Here is a 23,612-nt window from a genome sequence, read left to right on the forward strand (position 1 = left end):
CGTTGTATGTCCTTCATGATAGGATTGTTGAGATGCGTGTAGGGGAATCGGCTCGTGTCGGCCGATTTGCAAATGCGAGATTATATCACTTGCTTTATCCGCCTGCATTGATTGTTTCTATTTTTCAGATAGTGATAAAATCTTCGATTATTCACATCTACATAGGCAGAGACCAAATGAAATTCGCCACGAAAGCCATCCATTCCAGCTACGATTGCGACGAACACAACCGCGCGCTGATGCCGCCGATTTATCAAAACAGTATGTTCGCGCTGCACGAAATCGGCGAGCAGGTTCCTTACCGCTATTCGCGTCTGAGCAACCCGACCCGCCAAGTCTTGGAAGATACCGTTGCCGATTTGGAGCACGGTGCGGCCGGTTTTGCGTTTTCCAGCGGCATGGCGGGGATTGATGCCGTGTGGCGCACATTCTTGCAACCTGGCGATACCATTGTTGCCGTCGCCGATATTTACGGCGGCGCTTATGATTTATTGGTCGATGTTTATCAAAAATGGGGGGTGAACGTTGTTTTTGCCGATTTGGGCAATCCTGACAATTTGGATGAATTGCTCAAAGCGCACAATGTCAAACTGGTTTGGCTGGAAACGCCGTCCAATCCGCTTTTACGTTTGGTAGACATCAAAGCGCTGGCCACGAAAGCCAAAGCGGCCGGCGCGCTAGTCGGCATCGACAACACATTCGCCACGCCGTATCTGCAACAGCCGCTGGATATGGGGTGCGATTTTGTGTTCCATTCCGCTACCAAATATTTGTGCGGCCATTCGGATGTATTGATGGGCATTGTTGTAGCCAAAACCAAAGAGCTGGCGCAGCCTTTACACGACATGATGGTGCATACCGGCGCGATTGCAGGGCCGATGGACTGCTGGCTGGTGTTGCGCGGCATCAAAACGTTGGCTCTGCGCATGAACGCCCATTGCCAAAACGCACTCGAAATCGCGCGCAGTTTGGAAGCTCATCCTGCCATTGAAAAAGTGTTCTACCCCGGCCTGCCGTCGCACGAACATTACGAACTTGCCCAAGCACAAATGCCCAAAGGCATCGGCGGCGTGGTGACGGTTTATCTCAAAAACGACACGCGTGAAGCGGCAAACAGCGTGATTAAAAACATGAAACTGGTCAAAATGGCTTCCAGCCTCGGCGGCGTGGAAAGTCTGGTCAATCATTGCTATTCCCAATCCCACAGCGGCGTGCCGCATGATGTGAAAATGGAAATGGGCATCAAAATCGGCCTGCTGCGTTTCTCTATCGGTATTGAAGATGTGGACGATATTTGGAACGATATTTCCAAAGCATTGGATACGACTTTGTAAATAAGGCTTAAAGGCCATCTGAAGGTGGATAGTTTTTCAGACGGCCTTTAAATTATGGTAATTAAGATGAATATCCCTGAAAAATTTATTCGTCCATTCCCCTCTCCGGAAGAAGTTTTTTCTGAAGAGATAGAGCGTCATGCGAAACATTTTTTACCCATTTGTTCGCTTAATCTTCAATTTATACGTCCTGACAGTGAAGAGTTTTGGATACATTTCGTCCAGCCTGCGGAAATTCATTCGGGTTGCGTAGGTGAGCATACATCGGCATTTCATGACCGTTATAATTTTGAGGACAGTATTTGTTTTGATGTCGATGAGAACGGTAAATATCGTTTTAATGGCGATTGGCGTTTTTTTATTTTGGAAAACAAGGAAATACCGTCTGAAATCAAAACCAGAATAATGGAACAAGCGCAAAAGATTGCGGAAAAACAGGGTATGAGTTTTGATCAGGCAGTTTGGTATAAAACGCCGCATATTTATCGGCAGGATACGCAGGAAGAGTTAGAAAACGTATATAGAATCAATCATCTTTGTTTTAATGCCATCAAAAATTTGTATCTGAAATATGGAAAATTCCTTCAGGGATATGTACCTATTGATCTGGACAGCGAATATACTTTGGAAAAATTGGTTGCATTGAAGGAAGCCGCAGATTCACAATGTCAGGGGGATGGATTGGATAGAGATTTGATTGATGATGCTGGCGGATTATCAGAGGGTATGTTGGAAGAAGGTTTCGACCATATTGATGAAATGTTCCAAGAAGAGTACGGTAATTTAGTGGATACACCCAAACGAGATGATGGAAAAGTTTTTCCTTATGTCGGCTATTTGAGCGGATATAAATTTCAGAAATATGGTTGCGATGAGTTATATCTATTTTTTGATGCGGACAGTAAAAAAGCCGTTGTCCGTTTGGTGTACAGTTAGACGATAAAGAAGATTTCTAAAAAAGGATGAGTCATGAAAACCCTTATTTCAGCAATGATTGGTGCATTTGTATTGGCTGCTTGCTCTACGCCTGCCGATAAGCCTTTATCAAGTCAACCACATATTTCTTCTGCCAAATCATCTGAATCACAGCAAATGAAAATGCCTACTTTAGCCGCCAAATGGCGTGTTGTCGCTTTCAATAAATTCACTGAAAAAGAGTTGGCGGATAAAAACGCCTATTTGGATTTCAGCGAAATGCCTAAGGCCCATGGCAATATGGGTTGCAATAGTATGATGTTCCAAGCGAATGTAATCGGTGCGGATAAAATTGATTTTGGCCCTATCGCGGCAACCAGAATGTTGTGTGAAGACATGAAGCTGGAAAATGCGTTTTTGCGCAAACAAAGCGTATGGAACTATCGTTTTGACGGTAATGATTTGATTTTGGAACAAAAAGGCATCAGCATCCGTTTGCGCCGTGAATAATCTTAAAGGCCGTCTGAAAATAAATATTTCAGACGGCCTTTTGAATCTTTATAATAAGCCCTATTTGAAACTGATACCGAATATCAAGGAAACCTATTATGGCAGCTTCTCCAGAAGCCAAGTTTACAGAAGAAAAAGTCTTGTGGATCAAACACCATACGCCTAAGTTGATGACTTTTGCCATCAGCCGCCCCGAGTCCTACCGTTTTTCGGCAGGGCAGTTTTCGCGGCTCGGTTTCCGTGACGGCGAGGGCTTTATTTGGCGCGCGTATTCTGTCGTATCTGCCGAATACGCCGACACGCTTGAGTATTTCGCGGTGTTAATTGAAGGCGGTCCGATGTCGGCGCGTTTTGCTGCAATGAAAGAGGGCGACACCATTTTGCTGGATAAAACGGCTACCGGTTTCCTCTTGCCCGAGCGTTTCCCCGACGGTAAGGATTTGGTTATGCTCTGCACGGGTTCCGGCATTGCGCCTTTCCTCTCCATTATCGAGCAGCCTGAAATCTGGCAGCGTTTCGACCGTTTGCTTTTGGCGCATTCCGTCTCTTACGCCGATGAGTTGATTTTCAATCAACGCCTTGCCGATTTGAAAGGGCATCCGCTGATTGAAGAATATTTCCATAAATTCACTTTTGTTCCGGTTACCACGCGCGAAGAAACGGAAGGCGCATTGAGCGGCAAACGGATTCCCGAATTGCTGAAGAATGGTGGCTTGGAAGCAAAAGTCGGCTTCAAGTTTACCAAGGCCGATACGCGCTTTATGGTTTGCGGCAATCCGGCAATGGTTAAAGACACTTTCCAAGCCCTGATGGATTTGGGCTACGCCATGCACCGCAACCGCATCCCCGGCGAAATCATGATGGAAAATGGTTTTTAACAGATAAATGGTCAAAGGCCGTCTGAATATTTCAGACGGCCTTCAATATTAAATATAAACCGAAAAACAGAGAAAATATGAATATCAAACAATTGATCCAAGCCTTGCCTAAAGCCGAGCTGCACGTCCATATCGAAGGGACGTTCGAGCCGGAATTGATGTTTGAAATCGCCAAGCGCAACCACATAGCGATTCCTTATGAAAATGTCGAAGCGGTACGGCAGGCTTATGATTTTCACAATTTGCAGTCGTTTTTGGATATTTATTATGCCGGTGCCGGCGTATTGTTGCACGAGGCGGATTTTTACGATTTGACCCTTGCGTATCTTGAGCGTTGCCGCGAAGACAATGTCGTGCATACGGAAATATTTTTCGATCCGCAAACCCATACTGCGCGGGGTGTGGCGTTTGAAACCATGATTAACGGTATTGTTCGCGCCTGCCGTGAAGCTGAGCAGCAATGGGGCATAAGTACGCGTTTGATTATGTGTTTCCTGCGGCATTTGTCGGAAGAAAGCGCATTTGAAACCTTAAATCAGGCTTTGCCTTATAAAGAACACATCATCGGCGTAGGCTTGGATTCGAGCGAGTTGGGGCATCCGCCGTCCAAGTTTGAACGCGTGTTTGCGCAGGCGCGGGCGGAGGGTTTGTTGACGGTAGCGCATGCCGGAGAAGAAGGCCCTCCCGAATATGTTTATGAGGCTTTGGACTTGCTGCATGTCCGCCGTATCGATCATGGCGTACGGGCGGAAGAAGACGAGACGTTGATGGCGCGTTTGATTAAAGAACAAATGCCGTTGACCGTTTGCCCGTTGAGCAATTTGAAATTAAAAGTGTTCCCTGAAATGGCAAAACACAATTTGCGCCGTATGCTGCAACGCGGCGTGTTGGTAACCGTCAATTCCGATGATCCGGCGTATTTCGGCGGCTATATGAACCGCAATTTTGAAGCGCTTGCCGAGGCTTTGGATTTGTGTGTGGAAGAAATCAAAACCTTGTGCGCCAATTCGTTCCGCGCTTCGTTTTTGAGCGAGGCGGAAAAGGAAGAATGGATACGGAAGATTGAAAGTTTTGATGTTGAATAACGATAAAAGGCCGTCTGAAAAAGTTTCAGACGACCTTTTATGATGGCGGTTAATAATCAACTTTGATTTTGGGCGTTTCCTGCACGGCTTTGTATTCTTCTTCCAATTCAAAGCGCAGCGGATACAAATTCAATTTTTCCATCAGCAGGCGGTCGCCGTCTTCGTCCGGATTGCCCGTAGTCAGCAGCTTGTCGCCGTAGAAAATCGAGTTTGCACCAGCCATGAAACACATGGCCTGCATGGATTCCGGCATATTGCTGCGGCCTGCAGAGAGGCGGACGTAGCTGTGCGGCATGGTAATGCGTGCGACGGCGATGGTACGGACAAATTCCGTCCAGTCCAAATCTTCGGCATCGGCCAGCGGCGTGCCTTCCACTTTGACCAACTGGTTAATCGGCACGCTTTCGGGCTGAGGGTCGAGGTTGGCAAGGCTGGCAATCAGGCCTGCGCGTTCGGCGCGGGTTTCGTTCATGCCGACGATGCCGCCGCAGCAGACTTTCAAACCGGCATTGCGGACTTTGCCCAAAGTATCCATGCGGTCTTCGTGTTTGCGCGTATGGATGATGTCGTTGTAGCGGTCGGGGTCGGTGTCGAGGTTGTGGTTGTAGTAATCCAGACCGGCTTTTTTGAAGTCTTCAGCCATACCGTCTTCGAGCATGCCGAAGGTGCCGCACACTTCCATGCCCAAGCTTTTCACCGCGCTGATGATTTCGGAAACGACAGCTACGTCTTTGGGTTTGGGGCCGCGCCATGCCGCGCCCATGCAGAAACGGCTGGCGCCGCGCGATTGGGCAATTTTGGCTTTTTCGACGATTTCGTCCACATCCATCATCTGCTCTTTGCCCAGATTGGTGTTATGGTGTGCCGATTGCGGACAGTAGGCGCAGTCTTCGGGGCAGCCGCCGGTTTTGATGGAGAGCAGGGTGGAAAGTTGGATTTCACGCGGGTTGAAGTTTTGGCGGTGGATTTCGGCCGCTTGGAAAACGAGGTCGAGGAAAGGCAGTCCGAATAAGGCCTCGACATCGCATTTTTTCCAATAACGCGCAGTCGGATGCGGCTTGCGCTCGGTTTGACGGCGCAAGGCTACGGGAGATACGGTCATAGTGTGTTCTTTCGTGTTTACAGCGGCGCAGTGTCGCTGACGGCTTGACTGCCGGCGCAATGACGGCAGCAGCAGGTTTGAAATCAATATAAAAGGCCGTCTGAAACGGCGCAGCAAGTGTAACGCTTTTGATAATGTAGGGCAAATGTTTCAGACGGCATGAAATATGGTCTGCCCGGGTTTGCTATAATCGCATTTTTAATTTTTCCGTTTTCTTATGAACGCGCCCAAAGCCTTCGCCGTACTCGGCCCGACAGCCGGCGGTAAAACCGCACTGGCCTTAAATATTGCCCAATCGTTGCCGGTGGAAATCATCAGTTTGGATTCCGCGCTGGTGTATCGCGGCATGGATATCGGTACGGCTAAGCCGACAGCCGAAGAGCTTGCTGCCGTACCGCATCATTTGATTGATATTATCTCGCCGCTGGAAAGTTACAGCGCGGCGGATTTTGTCGGCGACTGCGTGCGCTTGGTAAACGAAATACATGCGCGCGGACGCTATCCGCTGATTGTCGGCGGCACGATGATGTATTTCCACGCGCTGACGGAAGGTTTGAACGATTTGCCCGGCGCGGATGCGGCGGTGCGCGCACAGCTTCAGGCGGAAAAGAACGAACACGGTCTGGCAGGCCTGTATCGACGTTTGCAGGAAGTTGACCCGATTACGGCAGGCCGTCTGAAAGCCAATGACAGCCAGCGCATTGAACGCGCTTTGGAAGTCTATCTTCTGACCGGCAAGCCTTTGAGCGAACATTTCACAGAGCAGAAGCAGGCCGTGCCTTTATTGGATTTATGCACGGTCGCCCTTATCCCCGAAGACCGCCATTTGTTACACCAGCAAATCGAAAAACGCTTTTTAAATATGTTGGAACACGGTTTCCTCGATGAAATGCACGCCTTACGCCGTGATTATCCGCAACTGCATGCGGATATGCCGTCTATGCGCTGCGTGGGCTACCGCCAGGCTTGGGATTATCTCGAAGGCGAAACAGATTATGACACCTTTGTCGAAAAAGGCATTGTTGCCACGCGCCAGCTTGCCAAACGCCAGTTGACCTGGTTGCGGAAAATTCCTTTGGCGCACACGTTAGATCCTTACGCAGACAGCGATTATGTTCAGACGGCCTTAGCCTTGGCGCGTCGGCATTTTCAGGAATAATCCATGCTGACCACGCCACCACTTGCGCCTAAGACGTTGGCTGCGCTAAAAGAATTGGGTATTTACACACTGGAAGATTTGCAAAAAATCAGCGCAGTCCGCGCGTTTCTATTGCTGAAAGCATCGGGTTTGACCGTAACCAAAAGCACCTTGTGGCAACTGGATGCGTTGGTTTCAGGTGTGGATGTCGGGCATGTTTCCGAGGAGAGAAAGACGGAGCTAGGCGAAGCATTAAAAAATCATCCGCCTGTTGCCGTTTTCCCTTCGCAAAGCGATATGGAAGCCTTTATGCGGCTGGCGATAGAGCAGGCCAGACAATCGGCGGCATTGGGCGAAGTGCCCGTTGGCGCGGTCATCGTATATCAAAGCGAGGTAATCGCAGCGGCACACAATACCTGCATTGGCGACCACAATGTCAGTCACCACGCCGAAATCAACGCGCTTGCCGCCGCAGGCAAAGCTTTACAAAACTACCGTTTGGAAGATTGCGATGTGTACATCACCCTAGAACCTTGCACCATGTGCGCCTCTGCCTTGATACAGGCACGGGTCGGGCGCGTGATTTATGGTGCGGCCGAACCCAAAACCGGTGCGGCAGGCAGCGTGGTTGATTTGTTTGCCGACAAACGTCTGAACAAGCATACCGCAATTTTGGGCGGCAGATTGGCAGAAGAATGCCAAAGCGTATTGCAGGATTTCTTTGCGGCCAAACGGAAGGCCGTCTGAATTTCAGACGGCCTGTCAGCAAAAATACTTTATTTTAAATTTTCGGATTTCCCATGTCAGTCAATCATTACGAAAACTTCCCAGTCGGCTCCGTTGTGCTGCCGCGCCGTTTGCGTAAGCCGGTTCACGCCGTTTACGCTTTTGCACGGACGGCGGACGATATTGCCGACGAAGGCAATGCCGAAGCAGCCGAACGCCTGCGCCAACTGGATGAGCTGAAGGCAGAGTTAGACCGTATTGCACAAGGCGGGAAACCGCAAACGGCTTTGATGCAGCGTTTATATAACGAAGCGGTTGTGCCGTTTCAATTACCGTTGCAGCCGTTTTATGATTTGCTGGCGGCGTTCAGTCAGGATGTGGTCAAAACCCGTTATGAAAACTTTGGCGAATTGATTGCCTATTGCCGTTTGTCCGCCAATCCGGTGGGGCGCATTATGCTGCATTTGTACGGGCAAACAGATGAAGTGAGTATGGCGCAAAGCGACGGCATTTGCACTGCCTTGCAGCTGATTAATTTCTGGCAGGACGTGGCGGTAGATTGGCAAAAAGGACGCGTGTACATCCCTCAGGAAGATTTGCAGAAGTTCAAAGTCAGCGAAGAGCAGATTGCGGCCGGCAAAGCCGACTTTGCTTTCCAACGATTGATGGCGCATGAGTGTCAACGTGCTTTTCAAATGCTGAAGGCCGGTTCGCCGTTGGGTAAAACCCTCAAAGGACGAATCGGTTTTGAGTTGCGCATGATTATTGTCGGCAGCCAGTTGATTTTGCAGAAGCTGGATGGTTGCAAATATGATGTGTTTAACCAGCGGCCGTTGTTGGATAAGAAAGACTGGATGATTATCATCAAACGGGCTTTGCTGAAGAAATAAAAAAGGCCGTCTGAAATTGATGTTTCAGACGGCCTTAATGTTTTCGATTAGCGGTTTTTCAAACGGTTGATGCGGTTGTCCAAAGAAGGATGGGTGCTGAACCAAGAGTCTTTGGCATCGCTGGCAATGCCCATTGCCGTCATGGTTTGCGGCAAATCGCTGGGGTTGCCTTTCAAGCGTTGCAGGGCGGCAATCATTTTTGGCGCGCCCACCAGTTTTGCAGCACCCGCATCGGCACGGTATTCGCGTTGGCGGCTGAACCACATCACAATAATGCTGGCAAGGAAGCCGAATACAACCTGCAAGACCATGCTGACCATGAAATATGTGCTTTGAGAAGTGCTGCCGTCATTGTTTCGCGCCACCATGCTGGAAATGATACGCGCCAAGAAGACGACAAAAGTATTCACAATACCTTGAATCAGTGTCAGCGTTACCATATCGCCGTTGCCGACGTGCGCCATTTCATGCGCCAAAACGGCTTCGACTTCATCGCGGGTCATGTGGTCGAGCAGGCCGGTGCTGACAGCGACGAGCGAGCTATTTTTGGTCGCGCCGGTTGCAAAGGCGTTAGGCTCGGGCGAGTTGTAAATGGCGACTTCCGGCGTTTTCAGATTCCATTGGCGGGCTTGCGCTTCAACAGTTGCCAACAGCCAAGCTTCTTCTTCGCTTTGGGGCTGGTCGATGACGACGGCGCCGACCGAATGTTTGGCGATGGTTTTCGACATCAGCAGGGAGACAATCGAGCCGCTGAAGCCGACAACTGCGGAATAAGCCAACAGGCTGCCGACTTGGTCGGTACTGTTGATGCCCAAGATGGCCAAAATAACACGGATGACAACCAGAACTGCGATATTGGTCGCGATAAATAAGAAAATGCGTTTCACCGATTATTCCTTTTTAGTGTGGTTTGTGAGGTGATTTTTATATGGGCGCATTGTCTCAAAAACTCTATAGATATGAAACAGCATGATAGGCAAAGGTATGCAAATTCAAAGCAATTGAAGCAAAGGCCGTCTGAAAAGGCAGTCTCAACCAGTGAGAATCGCTTTTCAGACGGCCTTTGATAGGTAAAACTATCTGCCGGCTTCTTCCAGCCAGTTGCGCGGTATGAGGAATTGATTGAGGCGTGCTTCGGGCGAACCTTCTTCCGGCGCATATTGATACTCAAAGCGCACCAAAGGCGGCATAGACATCAAAATGCTTTCCGTGCGTCCGCCGCTTTGCAGGCCGAACAGCGTGCCTCTGTCCCAAACCAAGTTAAATTCCACATAGCGTCCGCGACGGTAGAGTTGGAAATCGCGTTCACGTTCCCCATAAGGCGTGTTTTTGCGTTTGGCCACAATCGGCAGATACGCTGTGATATAGCCTTCTCCGACCGCCTTGATAAAATTCAGGCAGGTATCGAAATCCCAGCGGTTTAAATCGTCAAAAAACAGACCGCCAACGCCGCGTGTTTCGTTACGGTGTTTCAAGTAGAAATATTCGTCACACCATTGCTTGAATTCAGAATAAACCGATTCGCCAAATGGTGCGCATACGTCTCGCGCTACGGTGTGCCAATGCACAATATCTTCTTCAAAAGGATAAAACGGCGTCAAATCAAAGCCGCCGCCGAACCACCAAACCGGTTCGGCATTTTCAGGATAGGCAATAAAAAAGCGCACGTTCGCATGGCTGGTCGGCACATACGGATTTTTTGGATGAATGACCAGCGACACGCCCATAGCTTCAAATGCCGCGCCCGCCAATTCAGGACGGTGCGCCGTCGCCGAAGCAGGCATTTTGCTGCCTTTCACATGCGAAAAATTCACGCCCGCCTGCTCGAATACCGCGCCGTTTTTTAATACGCGTGTTTCGCCGATGCCCAGTTTCCCCGTCCATGCTTCATGCACAAATTCGGCTTCGCCATCTTCTTGCTCCAACGCGGCGCAGATTTGGTTTTGCAGGGTTTTGAGGAGGGTTAGAACGGATTCTGTGTGCATGATATATCCTTGATGGTGTTTTGTTATGGGCAAATTTTTGCACAGGCCTATCTTGTAACCAAGCTTCATTCATCAGCAATAGATTGAAAGGTATCGATGATGTTGCGATACCTTTCAGACGGCCTTGATTTATTCAGTAAAAAAGGTATGTGCGCCCAAATAGTTTTTGGCGTAAAACGGGGTGGAAAGTTTTTCGGTTTTGATGGTTTTGCCGCTGCTGGGGGCGTGGATGAATTCGCCGTTGCCGATGTAGAGGCCGACATGGGAATATTTGTGTGCGCCGCCGGTGTTAAAAAAGACCAGATCGCCGGCTTTTAATTTGTCATCGGAAATTTTACGGCTGGCGGCGGCCATATCGCGTGCGGTGCGTGGCAGGTTGACATTGAGGGCGTTTTTATAGACGAATTGGATCATGCCGCTGCAGTCAAAGCCTGTGGCTGTAGTGCTGCCACCCCATTTGTAGGGCGTGCCGATCAGACCCATGCTGTGAAGCATTAATTCCTGCGAACCTTGTGTGCGGTCGATATGGGAAATGCGGACAGGTTGGACTTTTCTGGCGGTTGTTTGCGGCTTGTGGGATTTGTGCTTGCCGGTGGTGCCGCAAGAAGCCAACAATAGGCCGGCGGTACAAACAAATAGGGTTTTGCAGATGAGTCGAGACATGATGAATTCCTCCGGCCGCATGATTTATGTTTTCAGACGGCCTCTATAATAATCCTTCTATGGGCAGGATGGACAGGATTTTTGAAGTAACCCGTTTCCAGAATTTGGCTTCTGGTTCTTGTGCGTAAGTTCGTTTTTCACTAGGGTCATACCAGTATAGTTTATTGTAATTGCCAAGCGTTACCTGATAGGCGTAGTTTGGGGTGGTCGTAACGAGGGTGCGCTGCATTTGGCCTGCGATTTCGGGACTTTCGATGACGACACCCATTTCGGTATTGAGCCGTGCGGAACGTGGATCAAGGTTGAATGAGCCGATGAAAATGCGTTTCTCATCCACGATGAATGTTTTGGCGTGCAAGCTGGTGGCGGAGCTACCGGTCAAGCCGCGGTCTTTGGTGGTCGGAACGGCATGGTTGGGTTGGAGTTCGTATAGTTTGACCCCAGCTTTGAGCAAGGGCTTGCGGTATTTGACGTAACCGGAATGGACGGCGGCAACGTCGGTTGCTTGGAGCGAATTGGTCAAAACGGTAACATCCACGCCGTTGTGTGTCAGCTTTTCTATGGCTTTGACACCTGATTTTGTGGGCACAAAATAAGGCGAGACAAGGTAAACGCTTTTTTCGGGTTGCTTGAGGGCGTCTTGCAGGCGTTCGGAAATAGGCGGTTTATGCCGGTCACGGTCTAAGCCTTTGGCCGGATCGTCGCTGATTAAACGTGTGCTGACGCTTTGCCACTCTATAAGGTTGCTCTGCATTTTTTGATAGAGACTGGAATGCTCGATGCTTTGGCGATAGCGAATGAGCGTTTGATTTTTATCTTGGTCGGTGTAATTAAGTTCGGCCAGTCCTTTTTGCAGGTTTCCCCGTTTGATGACGCTGGTCGCATTATAGGCGGAATGGCTTGCCCAATAGCGGTCGAAGTCTTGGGAAACTTCGGTTACTACGCGGCCTGTGGCAAGAATGTCGAGGTCGGCAAAGATGGTATCGTCGTTAACCTTAAAATATTCGTCGCCGATATTGCGTCCGCCCAAAATGGTGGCACGGTTGTCGGCGGTAAACGATTTGTTGTGCATTCGGCGGTTGAGCCGTGGGAAGTCGGCAATATAGCCGAGTGCACGCCATTTTCTGAAAATAAAGGGATTAAACAGACGGACTTCGATATTGGGATGATTGTCGAGTGCCAGCAGGAGATCATCCATGCCGTTGGTGTTGTTGTCGTCCAGGAGCAAACGCACACGGACGCCGCGTTCGGCTGCGCGATGAATCAGGTTGAACAAAAGCTTGCCGGAGATGTCGTTGTGCCAGATATAGTACTGTAAATCAAGGGTATGGTCTGCAGCTTCAATTAAGGCTGCTCGGGCGACAAAGGCTTCATGGGCATCGTTCAGTAGATAGATATGGGAAATATCAGTCTTGGAGGATGTAGAAGGAATGCCTAATGCGCTATCCAGCCGCGGCGTCGCAGGTATGTCAAGATAACTGCTTTGGGTGCGTTCGTCCAGTGATGGCAAAAACGCGGCGCAACCGCCCAATAGCAGGGTATAAAGAAAGGGAAGATGAAATTTCATGGGAAACCGGTACAAACAATCCCTACCTAAATGACATTTAGGCAGGGATTGAATTGAAATTAGGTTGCTTGAATCAGCTTAGAAGGCAACATAATTTGCCGGGTTGACCGGTTTGCCGTTTTGACGGATTTCAAAGTGCAACTGGGTGCGGGATGCATCGGTATTACCCATGTGCGCAATGGTTTGACCGCGTTTAACGGTTTGGTTTTCATTAACCAGCAGGCGTTGGTTGTGGCCGTATGCGCTCAAGAATGAGGAGTTGTGTTGGATGATGACCAAGTTGCCGTAACCGCGTAAGCCTGAGCCTGCGTAAACGACTTTACCGTCTGCCGCTGCAACGACAGGCTGGCCTTGCGTACCGGCGATATCCACGCCTTTGTTGCTGCCGCCGAAGTTGGCGATAACGTTACCGGTAGTCGGACGTTGCCATGTAATGCCGCTGACGTTGCGGCTGCTGCCGGTAGACACGGTCGGGGTATTGGCAGGCGTGCTTGGAGTTGGAGCGGTGGTTGTAGTTGTTGGGGTAGAAGGTTTGCTTGCAGAAGCTGCCGGTGCAACGTAGCCTTCAGGTTTTACACGCAGGGTTTGGCCTACGCTGATGGTGTTGTCGGCCAAGTTATTCCATGCACGCAGATTGTCTTGGGTAATGTTGTAGCGTTTGGAGATGTTGTAAACGGTATCACCGCGAACAACAGTATGTGTCGCGGCATTGATATCAACAGGCGCATAAGAAGGCGTGTAAGTGCCGGTGCTGCCGCTGTTGTACGTTGGCGCAGGTGTACTTGCCGGCGGAGTGTATGGCGCATCTGCCGCAGGGCTGGTGTTGGTATTGTAAGGCGCGGCACCGTAAGGATTGTCAGCAGTAGAGCTTGTTGTTGAACCACCGCTTTGTGTGCCGACGACTACAGGAGCCGGTTGTTGGCTGGCACAGGCTGCAAGTAATAAAACCAAAGCTGCCGATCCGGCATAAGATACACTTTTTTTCAACATGTTAATGACTTTCGTATTCGGGTAATTGTTCTCGTCGGGGCATATCATAATAAAAATATGCTTGTTTCTCAAGTGTTCGGCTGTTAGGGACTGTTAAGGCGCAGGGATTTCTGACCAAAAGGAAGCGGTTTGCTCCATTTGTCCGTAGGCAGTCAAATCGACTTGAAGGGGGGTAATCGTGATGAAGCCGGCCGCGCATTCGCCAAAGTCGGTACCTTCTTCGCTGTCGGAAACATCGCCGACCGGCCCAATCCAATAAATTTGTTCGCCACGTGGATTATACATGGGAACAATGCTTTGTTCATGATGGCGACGGCCGAGCCGTGTTATTTTTATGCCTTGGATATCTTCAGGTGCGACGGCAGGGATATTGATGTTCCATAAGATGGGTTTGGAAATAGGGTGTTTGAGAAAGTAGGAAAGCAGCATCCAAGCGGCTTTTTCTGCGGTTTCCCAATAACGGCCGCTGGAATCGGCAAGAGAGAAGGCAATGGCGGGAATGCCCATCAGATAGGCTTCCGTCGCGGCGGCAACCGTACCGGAATAAAGCGTATCGTCGCCCATGTTTGCGCCGTTGTTAATGCCGGATAAGACTAAGTCGGGTTTGAAATCGGCAAGGGCATGCTGGCCGACATGAATGCAGTCGGTGGGCGTGCCATTCACATAATAAAACCCGTTTTCCGCCTGCTTCAGTTGTAAAGGACGGTCTAAAGTCAGGGAATTGCTGACGCCGCTGCGATCGCGTTCAGGCGCAACCACCCTGACATTGGCAAATTCTGCACACACTCTTGCCAAAACTGCCAAACCGGGCGCAAGATAACCATCGTCGTTTGAGATTAATATGTTCATGTGACAATATTGTGTCTATCGGTAGAATGGGCGGTATTGTACTGGTTTGCTTGAGCGATTGTCCACGAATCGGCAACGTTTGGGCGGAAAGGATAATAATGAAACATTATGAATTAGACCCCAAAGCTTTATTGGGCGGCGTGATTGCTTCAGACGGCAATCAGGAGATTGTTCAGCTTTCACTGCAGAAAAATAATGAAATTCCGGCATATGAGACGGATGCGATTATTTTGCTTTTGGTTTTAAACGGCAAAGCCGAAATCAAAACGGTGGACGAAGTTTTGCAGACTGAAGGCTTGCAAGTTATCCGTCTTGAGCCGATGGAGGCGCACAGTATCCGCGCGTTGGCCGATAACACCAATATTTTGGTTATCAAACAATTGATTCATGAAACTGGTCTCAGCAAACGTTTGAGATTTGGAAGTTGCTGTCTGTAATGCAATAAAGGCCGTCTGAAAAGTTTCAGACGGCCTTTTTAAAATCAGCTAGGTTTATTTCAAACCTTTTTTCACCAAATCTTCATAACCGCCATGGTTGGTTACGTTGGTGTAACCGGCTTTTTTCAGTTCGGTCAGCGCGGCTTCTGCTCGGCGGCCGCTGCGGCAGTAGAGGTTGACCGGTGCGTTTTTATCCGGGCTGACGGATTTGATGCGTTCAACGATTTGGTCGTGCGGAATATTGAGCGCACCTTGCAAATGGCCTTCTTTGAATTCTTCGGCAGAGCGGACATCAATCCAAACGCCTTTTGCTTTTGCAGGTTGTGCCGCGCTTTTTTCAACTTTAGGCATAGAGGCAGCGGAAGCGGCCAAAGGAGTAGCGATAGCGGCGGCAAAAAGTACGGCGGTCAGCAGTTTCTTCATGATTCAATCTCCTGTTAGATAGAAAATAATATAATAACTATATCAGTTTAGCATTTCATCAGGCCGTCTGAAAGGGGAGTCGTCTTTCAGACGGCCTGATTTTACAGACCGATTAGCGTTGGGTTTCTACTGCTTCCAAAGCGCGCAAAGCGTAGGTATAAGCGGCACCAGCATTCAGTGCGATAGCGGTGGCCAATGCGCCGGCGATTTCGCTTTCAGTTGCACCTGCTTTGGCTGCGGCGGCGGCATGCACGCTGATACAGCTTTCGCAACGTGTGGTAATGGCAACGGCAATGGCGATCAGTTCGCGAGTTTTGGCATCCAATGCTTCGGCAGCGGCTGCTTGATCCAGTGCGCCGTAGGCTTGCAGCATTTTAGGATGATTTTTACCCAGTTCACCGAATGCTTTTTTTACCAAGGCGGTATGTTCAGGCCAGTCTTTAAACATGATATGTCCTTTCTTAATATGAGTGGATAAGATAAAAAATCCTATCCGTTTATATTTGGTGTGTGTATTATTGCAATAATTGGAAGATTAAAATCGTCAAAACATCTCATTTATTGGTAAAAAACACTATGGATATTTTGGATAGACTGGTCGAATTGGCGCAGGTAAAAGGCAGCGTGGATGTTCAATGTCTGTTTCAGGGGGAGTGGTATGTGAGGCATGAATCAAAGCGTGCGCATGGTTTGGTGCATATCGTAACTGCCGGTTCGGGTTATATCCGAATTGATGGGGAGCAAGAGGCCAGGCTGCTGAGTGCGGGGGATATTATTTTCTTCCCGCGCAGCGTTGGCCATACTTTGAGCAGCGACAGCAGTTGTGAAAATTTCGGTGTTCGCGTGCTGACGGCTGAGAATGGTGCATTTAAAGTCAAGCAAAGTCATGCCGGTGGAGAGGCTGCCTTGCATCTTTTTTGCGCACGGTTTGAATATGAAGCGCAGGCGGATATGATGATGGGACTGCCTGATACCGTTTTATTGAATATCAACCATCCGTCTTTGCAGTATTTGGTGACCTTATTGCAATATGAGAGCAGTCAGGCTTTATCCGGCTCGGTGGCAGTTGTGAATGCATTGGCTTCGGTGTTGCTGGTCTTTCTGCTTCGTGCCTGTTTGGAGAAAAATGAGGAAGCTCAATTAAGCGGTTTGCTGAATGGTTGGCAGGATAAACGTTTGCGGAATTTGCTTCAGGCAGTCGTCGAAAAACCGGAAGAAGAATGGAATATTGAGAAAATGACTGCGATGGCCAATTTGTCCCGTGCCCAGTTGATGCGGGTATTTAAACAGCAGACGGGAACAAGCCCGCATGCCTTTGTTAACAGCATCCGCTTGCAGCAGGGGGCGTTATTGTTGAAACAGACGGCGGATTCGGTTTTATCGGTTGCGCTTTCGGTCGGTTTTCAATCGGAAACGCATTTTGGTAAGGCATTTAAAAAGCAATATGGGATATCGCCGGGACAATATCGTAAAAATGATCGTACTGATGAAGCGGCGGTGCAGGCGGAAGAAATGTCGATTTACTTTATTTAAACAGATGATAAAAGGCCGTCTGAAAGTGTAAAAGTGAAATCTAGGATTTCCAAAACACTTTTCAGACGGCCTTGATTTTAAAGTATGTCAATCAAACAGGATTAGTCCAGTTTTTTGAAATGGCGTCGGCGTTCCAACTCGCTCAGGTAGCGTTTGCGCAGACGGATGGATTGTGGCGTGATTTCAACCAGTTCGTCATCGTCGATGAACTCAACTGCGCCTTCCAAAGTCAATTTGATAGGCGTGGTCAGGCGGACGGCTTCATCTGTACCGCTGGCACGGATGTTGGTCAGTTTTTTGCCTTTCAGAGGGTTTACCACCAAGTCGTTATCACGGCTGTGGATACCGATAATCATGCCTTCGTAGACTTTATCGTTTGGAGAAACGAACATACGGCCGCGGTCTTCCAAGTTCCACAGGGCGTAAGCAACGGCTTCACCTTGCTCTTGAGAAACCAATACGCCATTGTGTCGGCCGGGCATATCAGGTTTAACCGGAGCATAGTCGTCAAAAACGTGGCTCATCAAGCCGGTACCGCGGGTCAAGGTCATAAATTCACCTTGGAAACCGATCAGACCGCGTGCAGGAATATGGTATTCCAAACGTGTACGACCGTTACCGTCGCTTTCCATATTGGTCAATTCGCCACGGCGGCGGCCGAGTTCTTCCATGACCGCGCCTTGGTTTTCATCCGGTACGTCCACAGTCAGATTTTCGTAAGGCTCGCATTTTTGACCGTCAATTTCACGGAATACCACGCGCGGTTTGCCGACTGCCAATTCAAAGCCTTCGCGGCGCATGTTTTCCAACAAAATGGTCAAGTGCAATTCGCCGCGGCCGGAAACGCGGAAGACGTCGGCATCGGCTGTATCTTCAACACGCAGGGCAACGTTGGTCAGCAATTCTTTTTGCAGGCGGTCGCGGATTTGGCGGGAAGTTACGAATTTGCCTTCAGTGCCGGCCAAAGGAGAAGTGTTGACCATAAAGTCCATGGTCAGTGTCGGCTCGTCCACGCTCAACATCGGCAAGCCTTTGGGGTTGTCTTTGTCGGTAATGGTTACGCCGATACCGATGTCTTCGATACCGGAAATAATCACGATGTCGCCGGCTTCAGCTTCTTCCAAAGGTACGCGTTCCAAGCCTTGGAAGCCCAACAGCTGATTGATGCGGCCTTGGGCGACTTGTTCTTCATGATTCATGACGGCAACGACTTGGCCGGGTTTGATGCGGCCGTTCAGGATGCGGCCGATACCGAGGCGGCCGGTGTAGTTGTCGTAGTCGAGTTGGGAAATTTGCAGTTGCAGCGTTTCGTCCGCGCTGCCGCTTGGTGCAGGCGTGTGTTTTAAGATGGTCTCAAACAGAGGACGCATATCGTTGCTCTCGTCGGTTTCTTCCAATTTGGCAAAGCCAGAGAGGCCGGAAGCATAAACGATAGGGAAGTCCAATTGTTCGTCTGTTGCACCTAAGCTGTCGAACAATTCGAATGTTTGGTCGATAACCCAGCTTGGACGGGCAGACGGTTTGTCGATTTTATTGATGACGACGATCGGTTTCAGACCCAAAGCCAAGGCTTTTTTGGTCACGAAACGGGTTTGCGGCATAGGGCCTTCTTGTGCGTCAACCAACAGTACGACACAGTCGACCATGCCCAATACACGTTCCACTTCGCCACCAAAATCGGCGTGTCCCGGGGTATCTACGATGTTGATGTGGTAGCCTTCGTATTCGATGGCGGTATTTTTAGCGAGAATGGTAATGCCGCGTTCTTTTTCAAGATCGTTGCTGTCCATGACGCGTTCTTCGACTTGCTGGTTGGAACGGAATGTACCGGACTGGCGCAGCAATTGGTCAACTAATGTGGTTTTGCCATGGTCGACGTGGGCGATGATGGCAATATTGCGGATTTGTTTCATGATGATTTATAAGGTTTAGCTGGTTGCTTAAAAAAAAGATAACTGGCGATTATAGCATGATTCGCAAGTGATGACGGAATGGGTGATTCAAAAAAATAAGGCAAAAGCAGTTGAGAATAATTCATAATTAAATTTGATTGATTTTGTCGGATTATTTGCTTTTATTTATGGTTAACGAATGTAAATGTTTTTGAATGATGCAATGGATTCTTAATACTAATGTCAAAAAAATATTATTAAAAACAGGGGATTAATTTTTCAGACGGCCTTTTGGGTGGGTTAAATTTTTTGATAATTGTTTGTATTTTAAATAAAAAATTTGTCAAAACCGCTACTTGTGCATACAATTCGCTCATTCCGTAACAACACACGAATCTTCATTTCGTGATCGTCAACTTTTAAAAGAAAGAGAAAGAATTATGCAAGGCAACCAAGCTGTTATTGATTACATGAATGAATTGTTGTCCGGTGAGCTGGCTGCTCGCGACCAATACTTTATCCACTCTCGTCTGTACTCTGAATGGGGTTACAACAAACTGTTCGAACGTTTGAACCACGAGATGGAAGAAGAAACCACTCACGCCGAAGACTTCATCCGTCGTATCCTGATGTTGGGCGGTACTCCTAAAATGACCCGTGCCGAACTGAATATCGGTACCGACGTAATTTCCTGCCTGAAAGCAGACTTGAACACTGAATACGAAGTACGCGATGCGCTGAAAAAAGGCATCAAATTGTGCGAAGAAGCTCAAGACTACGTTACCCGCGATTTGATGGTTGCCCAACTGAAAGACACTGAAGAAGATCACGCTCACTGGTTGGAACAACAACTGCGTCTGATCGAATTGGTCGGCGAAGGCAACTACTACCAAAGCCAACTGTAATCTAGCGTATAACATACAAGGAGCTGAATATGAAAGGCGATCGCTTAGTTATTCGCGAGCTGAACAAAAACTTAGGTTTGTTGCTGATTACCATTAACCAATACTTCCTGCATGCCCGCATTTTGAAAAACTGGGGCTTTGAAGAATTGGGCGAACACTTCTTCAAACAATCCATCCGCGAAATGAAATCCGCAGACGATTTAATCGAGCGTATTTTGTTCTTGGAAGGCCTGCCTAATCTGCAAGAATTGGGTAAACTGTTGATCGGTGAATCTACCGAAGAAATCATTGCTTGCGATCTGAAAAAAGAGTATGAAAAACATGATGCTCTGGTTGCAGCCATCGCTCTTGCAGAAGAGCAACAAGACTACGTCAGCCGTGATTTGTTGGAAAAACAAAAAGACATCAACGAAGAACACATCGACTGGCTCGAAACTCAGCAGGAATTGATTGGTAAAGTCGGTTTGCCAAACTACCTGCAAACAGCGGCGCAAGAGGACTAAAACACAAACCACTGCCAAATATAGCAGTCCCTGCTCCCATCAACGGCATATCTTTACGGATATGCCGTTTTCTTTTATGGAAATGCTTAAAGGCCGTCTGAATGTTCAGACGGCCTTGATTTTATATCGCTTTCAAACGGTATAGATAAGTAGTTTCCTTGTTTCTGGCAAACGCCAAAGGATCGGCTTCATCAATTGCTTTTTTATGCTGTGGCTTGGTTTCCAGAATATCGACGACATCGAGTGAGGCCGTCTGAAAGCATTGGTTTAAGAAGTCTTTTTCGCGTAAATGCAAGTGTTCTGCTAAATCTGAAATAATCAGCCAGGCTTCGCCGTTTGGATTTAAGTGGTGACTTACGCCGTTGAGGAAGGCTGTCAACATGACATTGTTTGGGTCGTAAAGTGCAATTTCAATGGCGGAGGTCGGTTTTGCCGGCAGCCAAGGCGGATTGCAGACGATAAGGTCGGCGCAGCTTTTAGGAAATAAATCAATCGATTGGATGTTGACAGCTTTATCCAAGCCTAGACGCTCAAGGTTTGCTGTGGCGCAGGCAATTGCTTTGGGGTTGGTGTCTGTGGCAATGATGTCGGTTATGCCTCGTTTGGCCAAAATGGCGGCAATAACGCCTGAACCGGTGCCGATGTCAAAGGCCGTCTGAATATTGGGAGCGAGTGGCGCTTGTGCGATTAAATCCAAATACTCGCCACGTAATGGAGAGAATACGCCGAAAGGAACATGGATTTTTCCGTTAAGCTGAGGAATGTCTATGCCTTTTTTGTGCCATTCGTGTGCGCCGATAAAACCCAGCAGTTGATTCAGTGGTAAGAGAAACGGTTTGTCGTTTGGTGTGTCGTAAACATCGCACAAGGCGGCGTAGATATCGGGTGCACGCGCATTGTCCAGTTGAAAATTCGGTTGGATTTCGATGGCAAGCATATTGAGCAAACGGCTTTGTTGCGCCTGTTTCATACGGTGGGCGTGAAAGGCCGTCTGAATATCGACAGGTACGTCTTTCTTTTTTTCAGACGGCCTGCGGATACGTTTTTTCATTGCAGATAAGACTTGCTTGGCATTGTGAAAATCGCCAGTCCAAACAGTTGCAGTTTGCGCGTGTGCATTTTTTAAAATTTCTGCTGCACCTGCTTCTTGTATGTAAACCGCCTGCTTGGGCGGCTTTTGTGTGCTTTCGTTGCGCCATTCGATGTCGGCGCGGTTGGTAGGGATGATGTGGGGCATAGTGTGTTTCAAATCGGGGAAATAGGGGATTAGTTTACTATATTTAGGATATGTTCGGTTTGAGGGGGCTTTTAATAGTCTAAATTAGACAAAATGTATAAAAAATTTTTAGGTTTTAAAAATTATATCAATATTTTGATAAAAATAGATTGTCGTTTTGTCTAAAATGAGTATAATGCAAAACCTAAACACAATAATCTTAATCAGATTTGGACAAGGAACATCATGCAATTAGACATTGACCGTTTGGTTGCCTATTTTGGCGGCGTAAACGCGCTGGCCGAAGCCCTGAAACAGCATGACCCGGAAAATGCTGCAACGACGGCGGCTATCTATAAATGGCGTACACGCGGTTCCCTGCCTTTGGCTCAGTTGCAAAAACTGACCGCTTTGGCGGAAGCGCAAGGCAGACCGCTTGATTTGAATGCTTTTTTACAAAAAAACGAATCTCTGGAGAGAACAGAAATGACACAAACCAACCGCGTTATCATTTTTGATACCACCATGCGCGACGGCGAGCAGTCGCCCGGTGCATCCATGACCAAAGAGGAGAAAATCCGCATTGCCCGCCAGTTGGAAAAGATGGGTGTCGATGTGATTGAAGCAGGTTTTGCCGCAGCCAGTCCGGGCGATTTCGAGTCGGTTAATGCGATTGCCAAAATCATCACCAAATCCACAGTCTGTTCGTTGGCGCGCGCCGTTGAAAACGATGTGCGCAAAGCGGGCGAAGCCGTTTCCCCTGCTCCGAAAAAACGTATTCACACTTTTATCGCCACCAGCCCCATCCACATGGAGCACAAACTGAAAATGAAGCCGCAGCAAGTTATCGATGCGGCGGTCAAAGCGGTAAAAATCGCCAAAGAATACACCGACGATGTGGAATTTTCCGCCGAAGACGCCGTGCGTTCGGATTTAGACTTCCTCGCCAAAATCTTTACGGCGGTTATCGAAGCGGGCGCGACTACCATCAACATTCCCGATACTGTCGGCTACTCCATCCCTTCCGTATGGTACGAACGTATCAGCAACATCATCAAAAGCGTGCCCAACGGCGACAAAGTAGTCTGGTCGACCCACTGCCACAACGACTTGGGTATGGCGGTTGCCAACTCTCTGGCCGCTGTTCAGGCAGGCGTGCGCCAGGTGGAATGTACCATCAACGGTTTGGGTGAACGCGCAGGCAATGCCAGCCTTGAAGAAATCGTGATGGCGTTGAAAGTGCGCCATGATTTGTTCGGCTTGGAAACCGGCATCGATACCACGCAAATCGTGCCAGTATCCAAACTAGTATCCACCATTACCGGCTATCCGATTCAGCCAAACAAAGCAGTAGTCGGTGCAAACGCCTTTGCACACGAATCAGGCATCCACCAAGACGGCGTATTGAAACACCCCGAAACCTATGAAATCATGACTGCCGAATCAGTCGGCTGGTCAACCAACCGCCTGACTTTGGGCAAACTCTCCGGCCGCAGCGCATTCCGCAGCAAGCTGGCAGATTTGGGCATTGAGTTGGAAAGCGAAGAAGCGTTGAACGCGGCATTTGCACGCTTCAAAGAACTCGCCGACAAAAAACGCGAAATCTTTGATGAAGATTTGCACGCTTTGGTGTCTGACGAAATGGGCAATATGAATACCGAAAGCTACAAATTCATTTCCCAAAAAATCAGCACTGAAACCGGCGAAGAACCGCGCGCCGATATTGTGTTCAGTATTCGCGGCGAAGAAAAACACGCTTCCGCTAGCGGCTCAGGCCCTGTTGATGCCATCTTCAAAGCCATTGAAAGCGTGGCGCAAAGTGGCGCAACCTTGCAGATTTACTCTGTCAATGCGGTAACTCAAGGCACGGAAAGCCAAGGCGAAACTTCCGTCCGCCTGCAACGCGGTGACCGTGTGGTCAACGGCCAAGGTGCGGATACCGACGTGTTGGTGGCAACTGCCAAAGCATACCTCTCCGCATTGAGCAAACTGGAATTCGGCCAAGCCAAGCCAAAAGCGCAAGGCAGAGGCATGATTTAATGCTTTGAACAAGTAAAGGCCGTCTGAAAAC

Annotated in this window: 24 protein-coding genes; 13 read left to right on the forward strand and 11 right to left on the reverse strand. The window is 48.8% G+C overall.

The window, feature by feature from the left end; all coding sequences use genetic code 11:
- The first annotated feature begins 176 nt into the window (after positions 1–176).
- The 5 genes from ACTHUG_RS09775 (at position 177) to ACTHUG_RS09795 (ending at position 4,722) form a co-directional block, all read left to right on the forward strand.
- Positions 177–1,334 (forward strand): trans-sulfuration enzyme family protein, encoded by a 1,158-nt coding sequence (locus ACTHUG_RS09775; protein WP_440385826.1) that lies wholly within the window; start codon positions 177–179, stop codon positions 1,332–1,334.
- Positions 1,335–1,400: 66 nt separating this feature from the next.
- Positions 1,401–2,270 carry a hypothetical protein gene (locus ACTHUG_RS09780; RefSeq protein WP_440385827.1) on the forward strand — a complete coding sequence of 290 codons (870 nt, stop codon included), beginning with the start codon at positions 1,401–1,403 and terminating at the stop codon, positions 2,268–2,270.
- Between the two features lie 33 nt (positions 2,271–2,303).
- Positions 2,304–2,759: an META domain-containing protein gene (locus ACTHUG_RS09785; RefSeq protein ID WP_440385828.1), complete on the forward strand. Its 456-nt coding sequence runs from the start codon at positions 2,304–2,306 to the stop codon at positions 2,757–2,759.
- Positions 2,760–2,857: 98 nt separating this feature from the next.
- On the forward strand, positions 2,858–3,637 hold the full coding sequence (locus ACTHUG_RS09790; protein ID WP_440385829.1) for a ferredoxin--NADP reductase: 780 nt from the start codon (positions 2,858–2,860) through the stop codon (positions 3,635–3,637).
- A 77-nt stretch (positions 3,638–3,714) separates the two neighbouring features.
- Positions 3,715–4,722: an adenosine deaminase gene (locus ACTHUG_RS09795; RefSeq protein ID WP_440385830.1), complete on the forward strand. Its 1,008-nt coding sequence runs from the start codon at positions 3,715–3,717 to the stop codon at positions 4,720–4,722.
- A gap of 49 nt (positions 4,723–4,771) precedes the next feature.
- Here the strand turns inward: ACTHUG_RS09795 and bioB are convergent, their stop codons facing one another.
- Positions 4,772–5,824 carry a biotin synthase BioB gene (gene bioB / locus ACTHUG_RS09800; RefSeq protein WP_440385831.1) on the reverse strand — a complete coding sequence of 351 codons (1,053 nt, stop codon included), beginning with the start codon at positions 5,822–5,824 and terminating at the stop codon, positions 4,772–4,774.
- Positions 5,825–6,041: 217 nt separating this feature from the next.
- Between bioB and miaA the strand changes: the two genes are divergently transcribed.
- The 3 genes from miaA to hpnC are packed head-to-tail and all read left to right on the forward strand — an operon-like array spanning position 6,042 to position 8,578.
- A complete protein-coding gene (gene miaA, locus ACTHUG_RS09805) occupies positions 6,042–6,983 on the forward strand; it encodes a tRNA (adenosine(37)-N6)-dimethylallyltransferase MiaA (protein ID WP_440385832.1) in 942 nt (313 codons plus the stop codon).
- A 3-nt stretch (positions 6,984–6,986) separates the two neighbouring features.
- Positions 6,987–7,709: a tRNA adenosine(34) deaminase TadA gene (gene tadA / locus ACTHUG_RS09810; RefSeq protein ID WP_070838098.1), complete on the forward strand. Its 723-nt coding sequence runs from the start codon at positions 6,987–6,989 to the stop codon at positions 7,707–7,709.
- 53 nt (positions 7,710–7,762) lie between these two features.
- Positions 7,763–8,578: a squalene synthase HpnC gene (hpnC, locus tag ACTHUG_RS09815; RefSeq protein ID WP_440385833.1), complete on the forward strand. Its 816-nt coding sequence runs from the start codon at positions 7,763–7,765 to the stop codon at positions 8,576–8,578.
- A gap of 47 nt (positions 8,579–8,625) precedes the next feature.
- Here the strand turns inward: hpnC and htpX are convergent, their stop codons facing one another.
- From htpX to surE, 6 genes are all read right to left on the reverse strand, one after another.
- Positions 8,626–9,465 carry a protease HtpX gene (htpX, locus tag ACTHUG_RS09820; protein ID WP_440385834.1) on the reverse strand — a complete coding sequence of 280 codons (840 nt, stop codon included), beginning with the start codon at positions 9,463–9,465 and terminating at the stop codon, positions 8,626–8,628.
- Between the two features lie 189 nt (positions 9,466–9,654).
- Positions 9,655–10,563: an oxygen-dependent coproporphyrinogen oxidase gene (hemF, locus tag ACTHUG_RS09825; RefSeq protein ID WP_314595268.1), complete on the reverse strand. Its 909-nt coding sequence runs from the start codon at positions 10,561–10,563 to the stop codon at positions 9,655–9,657.
- Between the two features lie 129 nt (positions 10,564–10,692).
- Positions 10,693–11,226 carry a C40 family peptidase gene (locus ACTHUG_RS09830; protein WP_036491269.1) on the reverse strand — a complete coding sequence of 178 codons (534 nt, stop codon included), beginning with the start codon at positions 11,224–11,226 and terminating at the stop codon, positions 10,693–10,695.
- Between the two features lie 43 nt (positions 11,227–11,269).
- The gene (locus ACTHUG_RS09835) at positions 11,270–12,793 is read right to left on the reverse strand and encodes a phospholipase D family protein (protein ID WP_440385835.1); all 1,524 of its coding nucleotides are present in this window, start codon (positions 12,791–12,793) and stop codon (positions 11,270–11,272) included.
- 78 nt (positions 12,794–12,871) lie between these two features.
- A complete protein-coding gene (locus tag ACTHUG_RS09840; protein WP_049343617.1) occupies positions 12,872–13,783 on the reverse strand; it encodes a peptidoglycan DD-metalloendopeptidase family protein in 912 nt (303 codons plus the stop codon).
- 93 nt (positions 13,784–13,876) lie between these two features.
- Complete coding sequence (surE, locus tag ACTHUG_RS09845) at positions 13,877–14,632, reverse strand: 5'/3'-nucleotidase SurE (protein ID WP_440385836.1); 756 nt, start codon at positions 14,630–14,632, stop codon at positions 13,877–13,879.
- Positions 14,633–14,730: 98 nt separating this feature from the next.
- On the opposite strand from surE, the gene ACTHUG_RS09850 reads away from it, so the two are divergent.
- Entirely contained in the window at positions 14,731–15,069 is a 339-nt protein-coding gene (locus tag ACTHUG_RS09850; protein ID WP_049349531.1) for a hypothetical protein, read from the forward strand.
- A 54-nt stretch (positions 15,070–15,123) separates the two neighbouring features.
- Here ACTHUG_RS09850 and ACTHUG_RS09855 read toward each other — a convergent pair whose 3' ends face one another.
- Positions 15,124–15,492 carry a rhodanese-like domain-containing protein gene (locus tag ACTHUG_RS09855; protein ID WP_003746517.1) on the reverse strand — a complete coding sequence of 123 codons (369 nt, stop codon included), beginning with the start codon at positions 15,490–15,492 and terminating at the stop codon, positions 15,124–15,126.
- 112 nt (positions 15,493–15,604) lie between these two features.
- Entirely contained in the window at positions 15,605–15,940 is a 336-nt protein-coding gene (locus ACTHUG_RS09860) for a carboxymuconolactone decarboxylase family protein (RefSeq protein WP_003686488.1), read from the reverse strand.
- Positions 15,941–16,068: 128 nt separating this feature from the next.
- On the opposite strand from ACTHUG_RS09860, the gene ACTHUG_RS09865 reads away from it, so the two are divergent.
- Complete coding sequence (locus ACTHUG_RS09865; protein WP_440385837.1) at positions 16,069–17,025, forward strand: cupin domain-containing protein; 957 nt, start codon at positions 16,069–16,071, stop codon at positions 17,023–17,025.
- Between the two features lie 101 nt (positions 17,026–17,126).
- Here the strand turns inward: ACTHUG_RS09865 and typA are convergent, their stop codons facing one another.
- On the reverse strand, positions 17,127–18,938 hold the full coding sequence (gene typA, locus ACTHUG_RS09870; RefSeq protein WP_003746523.1) for a translational GTPase TypA: 1,812 nt from the start codon (positions 18,936–18,938) through the stop codon (positions 17,127–17,129).
- A gap of 419 nt (positions 18,939–19,357) precedes the next feature.
- Between typA and bfr (ACTHUG_RS09875) the strand changes: the two genes are divergently transcribed.
- Together bfr (ACTHUG_RS09875) and bfr (ACTHUG_RS09880) are read left to right on the forward strand one after the other, a co-directional pair.
- Positions 19,358–19,822, forward strand: coding sequence for a bacterioferritin (gene bfr / locus ACTHUG_RS09875; protein ID WP_036491023.1), 465 nt, complete (start codon positions 19,358–19,360; stop codon positions 19,820–19,822).
- A gap of 29 nt (positions 19,823–19,851) precedes the next feature.
- Entirely contained in the window at positions 19,852–20,325 is a 474-nt protein-coding gene (gene bfr / locus ACTHUG_RS09880) for a bacterioferritin (RefSeq protein ID WP_003680736.1), read from the forward strand.
- A gap of 121 nt (positions 20,326–20,446) precedes the next feature.
- On the opposite strand, the gene ACTHUG_RS09885 is transcribed toward bfr (ACTHUG_RS09880), so the two are convergent.
- A complete protein-coding gene (locus tag ACTHUG_RS09885; RefSeq protein ID WP_440385838.1) occupies positions 20,447–21,562 on the reverse strand; it encodes a methyltransferase in 1,116 nt (371 codons plus the stop codon).
- A gap of 225 nt (positions 21,563–21,787) precedes the next feature.
- Here ACTHUG_RS09885 and ACTHUG_RS09890 point away from each other — a divergent pair, with 225 nt between their 5' ends.
- Entirely contained in the window at positions 21,788–23,581 is a 1,794-nt protein-coding gene (locus ACTHUG_RS09890) for a 2-isopropylmalate synthase (protein ID WP_003746532.1), read from the forward strand.
- The last annotated feature ends 31 nt before the right edge of the window (positions 23,582–23,612 follow it).

The organism is Neisseria sp. P0022.S009 (assembly GCF_051956675.1).
Taxonomy (GTDB): Bacteria; Pseudomonadota; Gammaproteobacteria; order Burkholderiales; family Neisseriaceae; genus Neisseria.